The organism is Paenibacillus sp. EKM206P, from assembly GCF_011066155.1.
Classification (GTDB): domain Bacteria; phylum Bacillota; class Bacilli; order Paenibacillales; family Paenibacillaceae; genus Paenibacillus; species Paenibacillus polymyxa_D.
The window spans coordinates 83,030-97,490 of record NZ_JAAMNQ010000005.1; the positions used below are offsets into that span (position 1 = coordinate 83,030).

Consider the following 14,461-nt stretch of genomic DNA (forward strand, 5'->3'; position numbering starts at 1 on the left):
GGCAGCCGGGAGAATGTGATAGCGCTGCTTTTTAGTTTTCACAACCGTTTGCTGAAGCTTTAATACACTTTTCTCCTGGCGGAGGATAAATACCCCAATTCTTCACGGTATTTGGCTACCGTTCTGCGTGACAGCTCTAGTCCTTCCTTTGCCATCCGCTCTGTGATTGCCTGATCTGAAAATGGTTTTTGCTTCTCTTCACTGTCGATGATCTGCTTTATCCGCATTTTTGCGCTCTCTGATGAAGTAGCATCTCCGTCTTTCGATCCTAGGGCGGAGGTGAAGAAATATTTGAGTTCAAACAATCCACGGGGCGTCTGCATGTATTTATTACTGACCGCCCGGCTGATCGTGGATTCATGCAGGCCGGTTATTCCAGCAATCTCCTTTTGGGTCATCGATTTCAGATGATAAACGCCATGCTCAAAAAATTCCCGTTGCCTATCAACAATAGCCTGGGCCACACGCATCAGGGTCAGGCGGCGCTGCTCAAGGCTATGAATAAGCCATAATGCTGTATTCATCTTCTCACGAAGAAATCGTTTCTCTTCCTCCATCGCCGGCTTTCGAAGCATACTTTGGTAAAAAGGATTAATCCCGACGCGTGGGACTGTGATATCATTAACTGTCACAACGTAGTCGTTTTTGGATTTCTCCACTGAGATATCTGCTATATGATACTGGCGTTCATATGGAGCAAATGCCGCTCCCGGACAAGGATTCAGCTTGCGTATCTGATCGGTCATTTGTTGTACCATGTGAATGTCGATCCCTAGAGCATCCGCGATTTTTTGTATGCGGTTACATGAAAGATTGACCATGTGATGTCGCACGATTTCTTCCAGGTAAACATCATCATTCCCGGCATATCGCAGCTGCAAAAGAAGACATTCCTCCAGACTGCGGGCAGCGATTCCTGCCGGTTCAAAGCCTTGGATCAGGGCAAGTATATTTTCAACCTCATCGGTGGGGACGTCAAGTATTCCGGCAGCTGTATTTACATCCAGCTCAAGGTAGCCTTTTTCATTTAAATTCCCAATTAGAAACATGCCAATCATCTGTTGTAGTTTGGATAGCCCGCGGACCATCCCAAGCTGCGCTTTGAGATGTCTATATAAATTATCTGCGGGATTAGAGACAAAGTCCAGAAGGTCTACCGGATTATCATTTTTTCGTAGCGAGTATTCTTCTTCTGTGTTGATTCTTTCGATGGACATATCGATCTCTGCCAAGTCAATGATCGGATTTTCATTTGCTTGCTCATGAAGATATGACATCAGATCGACCGAAGAATATTGAAGAATCGTGATGGCTTGTCGTAATTCTGGAGTCATAGCCAGCCTGAATGTTTGCTCTTGCTGTAATCCGTAGCGCATTATTTTATCTCAGCTCCTTACTGGGAAACAAAAATAACTTTTTATGCAGCTTATTCGTGAAGCTTATGCAATTATACTGCCAACCTTTGATCTTGGAAAAGAAGTGAATGGAATGGGCTGAATTTGAGTTTTGGATAGATTCAATAAAAAGGGTATCAGATTAATGATTAACTTGTCAGTTTATTTTCTTGTAGAGGATTATTTCTTTTTTTATATACTAATTAAATAAGAACTAGTCAGCATGGGGGAATACCGTGAAACGAATTGATGAGATCTTAGAGTATATTGCCAATGGGACAAAGAAACTGTCGGTAGAGGCCTTGCAGGACGGCGGTGGAATTACGGCTGCGGAAATAGCCGATCAACAGAATATGTTAAGAAATAATGTAAGCAAGGAGCTTAATAGCCTACTTCGCGCCGACTTGATTATTAAAATCAAGGGGAGACCCGTCAAGTTTTTGCACAAGCAGGTGATCGAGGAGACCTTTCGGGTTCAGCTTAAAGAGAAACAAATCCAAGTCAACAGTATTCATGAAATATTGCTGCCTGGAGAGCAAGTGGATCCGTTTCACGCCTTAATTGGTTTCATGGGGAGTATGAGGAACCAGGTTGAGCAGGGAAAAGCGGCAATATTATACCCGCCGAAGGGCCTACATACGCTGATTGTGGGACAGACTGGCGTTGGAAAAACAATGTTCGCTAGGTTGATGTATAATTATGGTAAATATATGAAGCGCTTTTCAGAGCAAGCACCGTTTATCGTATTTAACTGCGCTGATTATTACAATAACCCTCAGCTGCTACTTTCCCACATTTTTGGTCATGTAAAAGGAGCATTTACCGGGGCTGATCGGGAGAAAGAGGGACTGGTCGAGAAAGCGGATGGGGGCATTCTGTTTTTGGATGAGATTCATCGGCTGCCCCCAGAAGGCCAAGAAATGATATTTTATTTCATGGACACGAACAGTTACAACAAATTGGGCGAGTCGGAGCGCAAGCGGGAAGCGAATGTGCTGCTCATCGGCGCTACGACCGAAGATCCCGGTTCTTCCATGCTGAAAACCTTTATCAGACGGATACCGATTACGATCAACATTCCTTCCTTGCAAGAGCGAACTGTTGAAGAGAGGTTTTTGATCCTGAAGCATCTCTTTGCAAACGAAGCCCATCGTGTGAACAAGCCTATTAGGGTTGAATTGGAAACTGTAAAAGCACTGATTGGCAGCGTAACCTATGGAAATATCGGTCAGTTGAAATCGAACATTCAGCTTGTGTGTGCCAAAGGATTTTTGAACAGCATACATGAAAATAAGGAAGAGATTGAACTTGATTTTAAAATTTTGCCCGGAAATATCAAGGAAGGTCTATTTAATATGGGGAAGAACCGCAAGGAGATTGCCGAAATGGAGATGGTCAACTCCTCGCTGTATATTACTCCTGAAGGCAGCAAAGGAATGGATGAAGTAGACGCTTTTGAACTGCCGTTCAACTTGTACAAATTGATTGAAGACAAGATAGGGATGCTCAAAGAAGAAGGACTCGACGACAGTTTTATCAATAAGTTTATTACTACAGATGTCAATATTCACATCAAAAGCTTCTATAACCGATTTTATAACATCAAAGGGGGAAGGGAACGGATCCTTAAGATCGTAGGCAGAAATATCCTAGAGTTCGCTGAACAGGTGCAAGAGATGGCTCAAAAAGAATTGAACAGAAATTACAGCGACAGGTTTGTTTATGCCTTCAGTCTTCATTTAAGTGCTTTTTTAAAGCGAATCCGGGAGAAAAAATATGTCAGTAAACAAATCTATGAACCGATGAATGATCAGGATGAAGAATACAGACTGGCACTCATTATCAAGGATTTGATCGAGTCCAAGTTTGAAGTCAGCGTACCCGATGCCGAGACCACCTATGTGGCGATTCTTCTGAAATCGGTAGAAGAGGAGCACCAGGGAAATGTGGGAATCATCGTAGCTGCACATGGCAACAGTACGGCAAGCAGTGTCGTTAGCGTTGTCGACAGCCTGCTGGGGAGCTCAAATATTTGCGCAGTAGACATGCCTTTGGATGTTAGCCCCAGAGAAATCCTGGAAGTTATTGTGGAAAAAGTGAAGGACATTGACAATGGCAGAGGCGTATTGCTGCTGGTTGATATGGGCTCCTTGCTCAATCTTGAAGCAACCATTATGGAACGTGTCGGGATTAAGGTGAAGACTATCGATATGGTTTCAACCCCGCTTGTGTTGGAGGCTGTGCGAAAGGCCAGTATTTTTGATATGAATATAGAGGAAATTTATCAATCTTTGAAGGATTTTCGTGGATATAACACTGGAAATGCTGGAGTGAAAGCGGAAAAGACCAGTAATAAGGTAATCGTGACGGTCTGTTCCTCCGGCAAAGGTGCCGCCGCCAAGCTAAAGGAGTTTGTAGAGAAGGTTGTTTATGACTTAACCGAAGAGAAAATAGTTGTTGTACCGGCAAAGGTCAGGGAATTGGATAAAGTGGTGAAGGATTTACGGGCCAAGCATACGCTTCTTGCGGTGATTGGGGTTAAGCGGCCAAGCGAGCTCAATGTACCGTTTATCCCTTTGGAAAAACTGATCGAGGCAAGCGGTGAACAGGCATTAAGAGAATTGTTGCTCAACAATCAGTTGCCTGTTATGCATGAACACGGAAGCGTGATCGTAAGAGATCTATGTGAGGATACGCTAAAGGAGTTTATGACTTATTTGAATCCTCACAAAATTTTGGGGATTTTGATGAAATTTATCGAGCAGCTGGAACAGGAACTGGAGGCTGATTTCCATTATGCAAAGAAGGTTCAGCTTGCTGTTCATACGGCTCATGCGCTGGAACGAATGGTTATTGGAGAAGGGCTAGTGTATCAGGAGGATGTATCCTTGCTTGACCAACGATTAATCGATGTGGTGAACCGTTCCTGCAATATATTTGCCTCCAGTATTAACATTAAGCTGACTAATGATGAAAAATATTATATTTGCGAAATCCTAAGCGAAGTATATAACTGTATCCCCAAGTAGTGGCGCAAGTGTATAAAACGATGCTGGATGTGTATTAATCATGCGGATAAGGATAATAAGTAGTTGGTGAGAAAAGGCCAAATTCCCGGAGCAGCCGAGGGTTTGGTCTTTTTTTTGATAGTTAATCGCATCATACAGAATCTTGGCATGAGACTTGCATATAAGTATAGGCGAAGGATGCAAGGAGGGGGTGAAACAAATGATAGGTGTTATTGTTGGCACTCATGGAAAATTTTCTGAAGAGATCCTAAGATCCACGGAAATGATTTTTGGCCATCTGGAAAATGTGGTGGGTGTAACGTTTGAACCAGGTGAAAGTGTTAACGGACTTGTTGAGAAGTACAAAGCGGCCTTGGAAACAATTGATTGGACGGACGGATTGATTTTTCTCGTCGATTTGTTTGGTGGCAGTCCCTATAATGCGGCCAGTAGGATTGTGGCCAGGTATGAAAAAATGGACATTGTAACAGGGGTAAACCTGCCAATGATCGTAGACCTGCTGACTAATAGAGGGCTGGAGAACGTGGAGAATCTAAGTGATCTGGCCATCCGTGCGGGTCAGGATTCAATGAAGTCTTTTCGTGTCATCCGGGACATACAAACAGAGGAGGAATTATAGGTATGGAAATATCATTTGTTCGTATTGATGACCGTCTGATTCATGGTCAGGTAGCTACGGTGTGGGTGAAGGAAACGAAGTGTAACAAAATTATCGCCGTCAGCAATGAGGTCGCTGCGGATACGCTGCGCAAAACCTTATTGTTACAAGTGGCGCCGCCGGGGATTAAAGCTTACGTTGTCACGATTGCGAAAGCGATTGAAGCTTATAACAATCCTAAATATAACGATTTCAAGACCTTGTTCCTGTTTACCAATCCCACGGATGTACTGCGGGTTGTAGAAGGTGGGGTACCGTTTACATCGGTAAATGTAGGTGGAATGTGCTTCAAAGAAGGCAAAACACAAATTACCGGAGCAGTGTCCGTAGACAAGCAGGATGTAGAGGCATTTTATAAATTGCACGAAAAGGGGATAGAGCTGGAGATTAGAAAAGTGGCCAGTGATCCTAAAATTAATTTGATTAACAAGCTCCAAAATGTCCAGTTTTAACAACACGTACGCATAAGAGAGGGGGTCAAACATGAGTGTTTTTGAAATCGTAATGGTCACGCTAGTTGCAGCCATTTGCGGAATGGGCAGTGTTTTGGATGAAGGACAGACTCATCGTCCTATAGTTGCGTGTACACTGATCGGTCTGGTCCTGGGAGATCTCAAAACCGGTATTATTCTAGGCGGTACGCTGGAATTGTTGGCTTTGGGCTGGATGAATGTCGGAGCGTCCATGGCTCCGGATGCGGCTTTGGCCAGTGTAGTCTCAACCATATTGGTTATTGTCGGGCACCAATCGATCGGTGCGGGAATTGCCGTTGCGATTCCGATTGCGGCTGGCGGACAAGTGTTAACTATCTTTGTTAGAACGGTTACCGTGTTCTTTCAGCATCTGGCAGATAAATATGCCGAATCTTCAAATTTCAAAGGAATTGAATTATGTCACTTCATAGCCCTCCTTCTTCAGGGATTACGCGTCGCTTTGCCTGCCGTATTGGTGGCTATTGCAGCAGAAACCGGTCTGGTTACGACTTTGCTGGACGCGATCCCGGAGGTCATTACAAAAGGGCTGCAAATTGCTGGGGGATTCATCGTCGTTGTAGGGTATGCCATGGTTATTAACATGATGGCAGCCAAATATCTGATGCCTTTCTTTTTCTTGGGCTTTGTCATCGCGGCATTTACAAGCATCAATCTGGTTGGCTTTGGAATCATGGGGGCGGTTCTGGCTCTGCTGTATATCCAGCTCAATCCCAAATATAGCCAGCGCAAAGATCAAGTGGGTGAAATTGAAGAGCTCTAAAGAAATTCTTAATGAAAGAGTGGGGTACTATGGAAGAAAAAAAGTTGACCAAAAGCGATTTAAACAAAATGTTTTTCCGTTCATGGTTCCTGCTGGGCTCGTTTAACTTTGAGCGTATGCAGTCGATTGGTTTTTGTGTCACCTTGATTCCGGCAATCAAGCGGTTATACAGCAAGAAGGAAGACCAAAAAGAAGCACTAAAGCGGCATTTGGAGTTTTTTAATACTCAACCGTTTATCTCTGCACCGATTATGGGGGTAACGGCCGCTATGGAGGAGCAGAAAGCCAATGGCCAGTCGATTGATAATGCTACCATAAGTGGTGTGAAAGTTGGCTTAATGGGACCTTTGGCTGGAGTAGGAGACCCTATTTTCTGGGGAACATTACGCCCCGTTCTGGCTGCATTAGGAGCTTCCATTGCGTTGTCCGGAAGCGTTATCGGGCCTGTCCTATTTTTCTTGCTTTTTAATGTTATTCGCCTGGCCACTAAGTGGTACGGACTGAAATACGGCTACAAAAAAGGGACGGAGATTGTGTCCGACATGTCCGGAAACCGACTGCAAAAGCTTACGGAATCGGCCTCCATCCTGGGACTATTTGTTATGGGCGCCCTCGTATCCAAATGGACTACTCTGAATATACCACTCGAAGTATCCCGATATACCCGTTCGGATGGAGTAGAGGTTGTTACGACGATACAGATGATTCTGGATCAATTGATACCTGGTCTGTTACCTCTCTTGCTGACTTTTTTATGCATGAGACTGCTCAAAAAGAAAGTGAATGCTATAGCTCTGATTTTTGCTTTATTCGCAATAGGAATTATTGGATACGCTCTTGGTGTATTGGCTTAAGCAATTTGTAAAGTGATCCGGTCAAGCAGCCGTCTCTGACCGGCAACCTGCCGCTTAACTTGTAAACGCTTTAAATTTTACGGATTAAAATATTCAATTATCTACAAGCGAATCTGCTAGCGTTCAACGATAGTCATGAAAGGCTGCTGGCTTGTTGATAGCTGATATAAGCAATGATTCTATATCATCAATCACTACAGGCTCAATGATGGTTTAAAGCCACATTGAGCCTGTAAAAGCAGGTTCCGCTCTTTTGCTGTTAGTATGTTCGTTGCAATTTCTTGGAGGAGCTTTCCAGCTCGGGTACTAACAGCCTCTTTTCTCTATGATCTGATATTCGCCGAGACCTGTTTTCTTCAGCGGCATATGCATATAGCATATCTCTCCACAGTTGGGTCATATTGAGAGGTTTATGAAGCCATGAAGACTTAAGGAGGCCACTGCATTGGGAAAAAGGAGACGAACTGGCTTTAAGGGCAAAAGAATTAGGGTGGACGTTAGACAATCTTCTTCAGCTCAAACAGGGCAAGGCGGCAATCCCATTTCTATCAATGCTTCAGACGTTGGGGTAGTAAGAACAGATGTTAAAAACAAATAATCGACTTGGATAGAAGCCCATATTTAACGTAAAAAGACCACCAGGAACAAGTTAACTATCTTGTTCCTGGTGGTTTCGCTTTTTTTGCCGTATTCGGCAGGTACTTTCATCAGCATCCGCGTCTACATAGCCTATGCCTTGCTTTGCGTCTTGTTGTCGACTTCTTTTGCAGAGTTGATTGATCGCACAGGCGTTGCCTTCAGCACAGCATATCCGTAAGGAGGAAGCTCGGCATGCAGTCCCTTCGGTCCTACGGACCACTGGCTTTCGCCAAAGGCTAATTGCCATTCCTGCTCAGGAATGTCCAATTCAAAAACGTGATCCTCATCGGAACGATTGAGCAGCACGAGCAGCACTTCTTCCTCGCTGCGGCGCTCGTAGGCAAGTGAGGCACCCTCCGGCTGTGCCTCCAGGAAAGTGATGCTTCCTTGGTCACGGAGGACCGGGTGCCCCTTACGAAGCGCAATCAGCTCGCGGTAAAAGTCGAACAGCTCGTGGTCCTGCTTATCGGCATCCCACTCCATGCACTGGCGGCAGCCTGGATCGGCATCTCCATCCAGGCCGATCTCATCGCCGTAAAAAATGCAGGGTGCGCCCATATACGTGAACTGGAACAAAGCAGCCAGCCGCATCAGTCGCTTGTCGCCCCCGCACAGCGTCAGTAGGCGCGGTGTATCATGGCTATCCAGCAGATTGAAAGCAACCTCGGATGCTTGCTGTGGATAGCGGGCCAGCTGTCGTCCGATGGCGTAGGCAAAGCTTTGGGCATCGGTCGCTTTTTTGACGAAGAAATCATTCACGGCGTAGGTGAACGGATAATTCATCGTTGCATCGAATTGGTCCCCCTGAAGCCATTCAGACGATTCATTCCACATTTCACCCAAAATGTACGCATCCGGATTGGCCTGCTTGACCGTAGTGCGGAATTCCCGCCAAAAGGCGTGGTCCACCTCGTCTGCCACATCCAACCGCCAACCATCGATGCCGATTTCTTCGATCCAGTGCTTTGCCACATCCAGCAGGTACTTTTTTACCTCAGGATGTTCGGTGTTCAGCTTGGGCATCATCGGTTCCAGCCCGAATGTATCGTACGTCGGTATGCCATCCACCACTTTCAGGGGAAAGCTATGTACATGGAACCAGTCCTTGTAAGGCGAGGCTTCGCCTTTTTCCTGGACGTCGACGAACGGTTTAAAAGTACGCCCTGAATGGTTGAACACCGCATCAAGCAGCACCCGAATTCCTCGATCGTGGCAGGCATCGACCAGTTTTTTCAATGTCTTTTTGTCCCCGAAATGTGGGTCCACCTCCATATAATCCTCTGTATCATATTTATGATTGGTCGTCGCCTTGAACACAGGAGTCATATATATGGCGTTAATCCCCAGCTCGTTCAGGTGGTCCAGGTGATCCAGAATCCCCTGTAGATCGCCACCGAAAAAATTGTCTCTTTGTGGGGTTCCACCCCATGTCTCTGCACCTTCTGGGCTGATGGATGGGTCACCGTTCGCAAAGCGTTCCGGGAAAATCTGATAAAATACCGCATCCTTCACCCATGCGGGTGGCTTCAGAATATCAATCGGGTTCAAAAACGGATATTGGAACAGTTTATCTGCATTTTCGGGTTCTTGGGTAGTAAAGTCGTCCTCGTTCATCCAAATACGTTCCTCACCGTCTTCTAGCAAAAATCCATATTTCAGCCGACGGTGAGTAGGTTTTATACTGCACTCATAGTAATCAAACCTGCCATCAGTAGCGAATTTGGACATCGGGACAAGCTGTCGGGTGCGGTCCCAATCGTATTTATCTCCGGTGAGAGCATGAACGGTGTTCAGGTCATTTTTCTTCGCACGTAGCCGTAGAAATATCGTTTCATCATTATAACCAAAAGCCCAATTGCGTTTCGGGTGATGGTATATTGCTTCCAGCAGCATCGGGTCGGCCTCCTTTTTTCATAAGCATTCAAATTTGAAAATGTGAAGCGTATGTCGTATAAGATAGTTATTAACCTTTTTAAGTGGGTTATGTACCATAAATGCTATAATGCCCATTACATAAAAGAAAAACGATAAGTAGGTGCTCATGATGAAAACAAATGTGTTATACATCGAAGATGACCAGGATATCGGTGCTTGGACGCATCAGTATTTGGAAGAGCGGAATTACGCTGTAGTATGGCTTCGCAGCGGGGATGGGGCTGTGGAGGCAGCCCGTACGTGCCAACTCGTGATTTTGGATGTGATGTTACCTGGTCTGGATGGATTCACCATAGGGAAACGGCTCAAGAAAGAGTACCCGGAGCTTCCCATTCTCATGTTGTCTGCTCGTACCTCCATTGACGATAAACTGCAAGGACTGGATTTCGCCGACGATTATGTAACCAAGCCCTTTCACCCGGACGAGCTCATAGCACGTATGGAGATTTTGCTGCGCCGATCAGGAACCGTGCCCGAAGAATCCTTACAACTGGGGCATCTCTCTGTGTTCTCTCCTGATAACCGTATTGTGAACCGTGATACCGGGGAGGAAATTACACTGACAGGCAAGCAATATCACATTTTTGCTTATTTACTGCGGCATTTGGGCCAGATTATGACGAAAGAGCAAATGTATGAAGCGGTATGGGGAGATCCATATATCGACGGAGACAAAACTTTAATGGTTCACATCCGACACCTGCGCGAAAAGCTGGAGATTGATCCTGCGACACCTCGCATCATTGAGACGATCCGTGGTGTAGGATATCGGGTGAAAGCATAATGAACAGGACGCGCAAGGGTTGGAGGAGGCTGCATCCCAGCTCTAGGCCGGATCAGGGAGGTCGGTTTCGCAGTTCACTGTTGTTCCGTTATCTGGTCATCATTGTGGTTGCTATGATGCTGTTGCCCATTGTGTTGCCTGCTACAGCCTTGATATATAGCGTGTTATTCAATTGGGGGGCGGGGCCCAAGCCTAAAAACGCTTACTATCCCTCTGCTACCCATACCGAAAATAGCTGGCATCGCGAAGCTGTAGCCTTGAAGGGAGCCACACCAGAGCAAATCTCAGTCCATCTGCGCAAAATACAACAAGATATGTTCCCTAAATCCCAAATATTTTGGGTGGATACCGCAGGGTTAACTAGGTTGGAGTTACCGACCCAACCTAACCTGCCAAAACAATGGAACGCTGCGCAGGCTATAGCTTTTATGAAGCAAGCAAGCTATGAGGGGCCGTTTACGGTAGTAGCCTTTATTGGCGGGGGCAAGAATGATGTAAATCAGGGCTATATGGTATTAAAAGTGCCTCGTTCGTTCTTTGAACAGCCACCTACTGATAGTAGTATGTTGATGTACTATTTCTTTTTTATTGTATTGATTTTGGGCGCTTTTATATGCGTATCTCTTCTGTTTTTTGGAGGCATTCGGCGTAGACTGTTGCAGCTTCAGGCCGCCATGTCGCAGCGAGGAGAGGATGGCTTGCCTATTCTTGTTGCCACTGGACGCCCGGATGAAATCGGCAAGCTGGAAGAAGCATTTAATCAGATGGTCGAGCAGTTGGCAGAGAGTCGGGGACGTGAGCGTCAGGAGGAAGAGCTACGGAAGAGACTGGTCGCGGATCTGTCACACGATATTCGGACGCCGCTTACGGTCGTGCGTAGCCATCTGTATACACTAGATGGTGAAAATCTCAGCAGCAGAGGGAAACAGTCGATTACACTAATGGAAAACAAGCTAAAGGACCTTGGGAGTCTGATCGACAACTTGCTGACCTATAATCTCCTATCCAGTGGCAAATACACCATGAATAACACACCGCGTGATATCCTGCGGCTAGTGCGGGAGTGTGTAGCCAGCTGGTATCCGGTGTGGGAGAAGGAGGGCTTTGAAGTGGATATCGACCTGCCTGAGCATAGTATGGTGTGGAATGTCGATGAGCAAGGCTTCCGCCGTTTGCTGGACAATCTCTTTCAAAATGTAGTTCGTCATGCTGCCTCAGGCCGATATATTGGTATTCAAGTTCAGAAGGATAACGGGAGAGAGGCATTGGTCATTGCGGATAAAGGCCCGGGAATGGAACAACAATCCAGTGAAAAAGGAGCTGGAATTGGCTTGGCAATTACAGAACTGCTAGCTCGCGAAATGAATTTGGAGAGGGAGATTTTCAGTTCATCAGCCGGGACCCGAATCCGTTTTTTAAACAAAACTTAAACTCAGAGTTCCCTTGGCTTTAAACTTGGCACGTTACGATAGGTGTCGAGGTGAGGAACTTGAACGAATACATTATTGAAACGAACAGTCTCAGCAAAATATACAAAGGCCGCGCGGCGGTTAATCAGCTGGACCTGAAAATAGCTCGGGGAGATATTTACGGATTTCTGGGTCCAAATGGAGCAGGGAAAACGACAACGATCCGCATGCTGCTTGGACTTATTCGCCCAACTCGAGGAACGATCCGTATATTCGGCAAAGATATTCGCAGACATAAGCTTGATATTTTGCGTAAAGTCGGCTCGTTGGTGGAGTATCCTTCGTATTATGGTCATTTGAACGCCATTGAAAATCTGGAGGCCATTCGCCGTATTTTGAATGTACCCAAGCAAAACATTGCGGAAGTGTTAGAGGTCGTCCGACTGACCAAGCATGCCAAACGTCCAGTCAAAGGCTACTCGCTGGGCATGAAGCAGAGACTTGGTATTGCAGCAGCCCTGCTTGGGAATCCAGAAGTGCTCATTTTGGATGAGCCTACGAATGGTTTGGACCCGGAGGGTATTCAGGAAATGCGCACATTGATTCAGGCGATGCCCAAGCAACGGGGGATCACCGTACTGGTATCCAGCCATCTGTTGAGCGAGGTAGAGCATATGGCGAATACCGTAGGTATTATTCGTGAAGGAGAGCTGGTCTTTCAAAACACGATTCATAATCTCCGTCAGGAATCCGCGGGCGGAATTCGGATCGTCGTGTCGGAACCGGAAGCAGCCCAATTGATTGCGCGTGAGCAGGGCTACCATTCGGTGAAGGACGGATCGGCGCTGGAGTTCGAGAACATGAATGATGCGGCTGTTGCGCTGCTGGTCAGAAGATTGGTCGAAAATACGCATGCCGTATACCGTGTGGAGGAACGCCGCAAATCGCTGGAGGATATGTTCATGCAGGTGGTGGGCAAAGGAGGGGCTTCCTTATGATGCTGCGAGCACTCACGGCGGATCTGCTCAAAGCACGCAGAAAGGGAATCTGGTTCTTGGTGTTCCTCGGTCCCCTTGGGCTGGTGGCCATGCAGGCGCTCAACTTTGGACTTCGATATGACTATCTGATTCCGCGTAACAAGGGTCATCTGTGGGAAGTTTTGATGGATAACATCGCTCTTTTTGTACCCCTTGCGCTGGTGCTAGGAGCTACTATGGTGGCTTCCATGTTGGCGAATGTGGAGCATACATCTAACTCATGGAAGCAGTTGCTGGCCTTGCCGATTTCCAAATTCAGCGTCTATATGGCCAAGCTGACGTTGGCGATTGGGATGCTGTGTGTGTCCTGTCTACTCCTGACGGTAGGGACTTGGGTGTTGGGAATGATCCTTGGCTTCGGGGGAGAACCTGCACCCGTAGGAGAACTGCTACGACTCGGATTTTGGCCCTTAGGCGGCACGTTGCCTATGCTCGTATTATTGTTGTGGTTAACAGTCACATTCCATAATCAAGCGCTACCTGTAACACTGGGCATTACGTTAGGCATCGGCAGCTTGTTTGCTTCACAGCTGTCCGAATGGTTTCCATTGGCCTGGCCTCAATTCGCCTGGGTTGCACCTCAAGCGTGGATGTTTGCGTCCGTCGGGTGCGGAACGGGTATGCTTCTCAGCCTGCTGACAGCGGCCCATTTTAGCCGAAAGGATGTGGCGTAATGTTCGGAGGATATGCACGGTTACTTTCTGTTGAACGGTTGAAAATGGCGAAATCGCCCGTCTGGCTGCTCGCGCTCGTCAGCCCGGCGATTGCCGTCCTGATTGGTTTGCTGGCGAATCCGGGAGGGAACTGGCTGTTGCTGTTGTCAGCCATGCTTACAGTTCATGCGCTGCTGTTCCTGCCGATGCTGACGGCCGTGTTTGGGTCTCTGGTCTGCCGTTTCGAGCATGGGGGCGGCGGCTGGAAGCAGCTGATGTCATTGCCATTGTCCCGCACCAGTCTGTACGCAGCTAAGCTGACTATCATTATGGCCTTGGTCGGATTGACCCAGCTACTGTTCGGGGGAGCGTTGCTGAGTGTTGGAGCTGTGCAGGGGATGAACGGACCGATTCCTTGGGCTGTGATTGCCCAAAGCCTGCTTGCGGGCTGGGTTGCTTGTCTGCCGCTGGCTGCCCTGCAACTGCTGGTCTCCTTTCTGTGGTCCAGCTTTGCTGCACCGCTTGCGTTGAATTTTGTGTTCACCGTGCCGAATATTCTGGTCGCCAATTCTCAAACCTACGGTCCGTACTATCCATGGACACAGCCTTTATTGGCGATGATGCCGAGTGGAAGAGACAACTTTGGGGCGTTCATGGTGCCAACTGATACACTATTGACGGTTATAATGGGCAGCTTTGTCGTATTTACGTTGGCGGGACTGACGGTATTTCGTTATAAAGAGATATAGGGCGAAATACGGGGATTGCAAAAACTCCTTATCCTCAATGAGGGTAAGGAGTTTTTTTCTGTGCTA

The 14,461-nt window shown here is 46.8% G+C and carries 12 protein-coding genes; 10 read left to right on the plus strand and 2 right to left on the minus strand.

Features of this window, described 5'->3' with window-relative positions:
* Positions 1-59: 59 nt before the first annotated feature.
* Entirely contained in the window at positions 60-1,376 is a 1,317-nt protein-coding gene (gene rpoN / locus G9G53_RS12655) for an RNA polymerase factor sigma-54 (protein ID WP_029514709.1), read from the minus strand.
* Between the two features lie 254 nt (positions 1,377-1,630).
* Between rpoN and G9G53_RS12660 the strand changes: the two genes are divergently transcribed.
* From G9G53_RS12660 to manZ, 5 genes are all read left to right on the plus strand, one after another.
* The gene (locus G9G53_RS12660; protein ID WP_069010772.1) at positions 1,631-4,423 is read left to right on the plus strand and encodes a sigma-54-dependent transcriptional regulator; all 2,793 of its coding nucleotides are present in this window, start codon (positions 1,631-1,633) and stop codon (positions 4,421-4,423) included.
* A 199-nt stretch (positions 4,424-4,622) separates the two neighbouring features.
* Positions 4,623-5,042 (plus strand): PTS sugar transporter subunit IIA, encoded by a 420-nt coding sequence (locus tag G9G53_RS12665; protein ID WP_013369099.1) that lies wholly within the window; start codon positions 4,623-4,625, stop codon positions 5,040-5,042.
* A gap of 2 nt (positions 5,043-5,044) precedes the next feature.
* Positions 5,045-5,533: a mannose/fructose/sorbose PTS transporter subunit IIB gene (locus G9G53_RS12670; protein ID WP_013369100.1), complete on the plus strand. Its 489-nt coding sequence runs from the start codon at positions 5,045-5,047 to the stop codon at positions 5,531-5,533.
* Positions 5,534-5,564: 31 nt separating this feature from the next.
* Positions 5,565-6,335: a PTS mannose/fructose/sorbose transporter subunit IIC gene (locus tag G9G53_RS12675; RefSeq protein ID WP_165147963.1), complete on the plus strand. Its 771-nt coding sequence runs from the start codon at positions 5,565-5,567 to the stop codon at positions 6,333-6,335.
* Positions 6,336-6,346: 11 nt separating this feature from the next.
* Positions 6,347-7,189: a PTS mannose transporter subunit IID gene (gene manZ, locus G9G53_RS12680; RefSeq protein WP_274386364.1), complete on the plus strand. Its 843-nt coding sequence runs from the start codon at positions 6,347-6,349 to the stop codon at positions 7,187-7,189.
* A gap of 729 nt (positions 7,190-7,918) precedes the next feature.
* Here the strand turns inward: manZ and G9G53_RS12685 are convergent.
* Complete coding sequence (locus G9G53_RS12685; protein ID WP_165147969.1) at positions 7,919-9,721, minus strand: alpha-glycosidase; 1,803 nt, start codon at positions 9,719-9,721, stop codon at positions 7,919-7,921.
* A gap of 151 nt (positions 9,722-9,872) precedes the next feature.
* Between G9G53_RS12685 and G9G53_RS12690 the strand changes: the two genes are divergently transcribed.
* From G9G53_RS12690 to G9G53_RS12710, 5 genes are read left to right on the plus strand one after another with little or no spacing between them, the layout of a single operon-like run.
* Positions 9,873-10,547, plus strand: coding sequence for a response regulator transcription factor (locus G9G53_RS12690; protein WP_029514713.1), 675 nt, complete (start codon positions 9,873-9,875; stop codon positions 10,545-10,547).
* Positions 10,547-11,977: a sensor histidine kinase gene (locus G9G53_RS12695; protein WP_165147972.1), complete on the plus strand. Its 1,431-nt coding sequence runs from the start codon at positions 10,547-10,549 to the stop codon at positions 11,975-11,977. Before G9G53_RS12690 ends, G9G53_RS12695 begins: the two co-directional genes overlap by 1 nt.
* A gap of 59 nt (positions 11,978-12,036) precedes the next feature.
* Positions 12,037-12,954: an ABC transporter ATP-binding protein gene (locus G9G53_RS12700; RefSeq protein ID WP_069010774.1), complete on the plus strand. Its 918-nt coding sequence runs from the start codon at positions 12,037-12,039 to the stop codon at positions 12,952-12,954.
* A complete protein-coding gene (locus G9G53_RS12705) occupies positions 12,951-13,667 on the plus strand; it encodes an ABC transporter permease (protein WP_029514716.1) in 717 nt (238 codons plus the stop codon). The genes G9G53_RS12700 and G9G53_RS12705 overlap by 4 nt, the downstream gene beginning before the upstream one ends.
* On the plus strand, positions 13,667-14,395 hold the full coding sequence (locus tag G9G53_RS12710; protein ID WP_165147975.1) for an ABC transporter permease: 729 nt from the start codon (positions 13,667-13,669) through the stop codon (positions 14,393-14,395). The genes G9G53_RS12705 and G9G53_RS12710 overlap by 1 nt, the downstream gene beginning before the upstream one ends.
* Positions 14,396-14,461 lie beyond the last annotated feature (66 nt).

Coding starts and splice junctions, on each gene's coding strand:
- G9G53_RS12670 (WP_013369100.1), top strand. CDS start 5,045: ATGGAAATATCATTTGTTCGTATTGATGACCGTCTGATTCATGGTCAG.
- G9G53_RS12710 (WP_165147975.1), top strand. CDS start 13,667: ATGTTCGGAGGATATGCACGGTTACTTTCTGTTGAACGGTTGAAAATG.
- G9G53_RS12675 (WP_165147963.1), top strand. CDS start 5,565: ATGAGTGTTTTTGAAATCGTAATGGTCACGCTAGTTGCAGCCATTTGC.
- G9G53_RS12685 (WP_165147969.1), bottom strand. CDS start 9,721: ATGCTGCTGGAAGCAATATACCATCACCCGAAACGCAATTGGGCTTTT.
- G9G53_RS12695 (WP_165147972.1), top strand. CDS start 10,547: ATGAACAGGACGCGCAAGGGTTGGAGGAGGCTGCATCCCAGCTCTAGG.
- manZ (WP_274386364.1), top strand. CDS start 6,347: ATGAAAGAGTGGGGTACTATGGAAGAAAAAAAGTTGACCAAAAGCGAT.
- G9G53_RS12690 (WP_029514713.1), top strand. CDS start 9,873: ATGAAAACAAATGTGTTATACATCGAAGATGACCAGGATATCGGTGCT.
- G9G53_RS12705 (WP_029514716.1), top strand. CDS start 12,951: ATGATGCTGCGAGCACTCACGGCGGATCTGCTCAAAGCACGCAGAAAG.
- G9G53_RS12665 (WP_013369099.1), top strand. CDS start 4,623: ATGATAGGTGTTATTGTTGGCACTCATGGAAAATTTTCTGAAGAGATC.
- rpoN (WP_029514709.1), bottom strand. CDS start 1,376: ATGCGCTACGGATTACAGCAAGAGCAAACATTCAGGCTGGCTATGACT.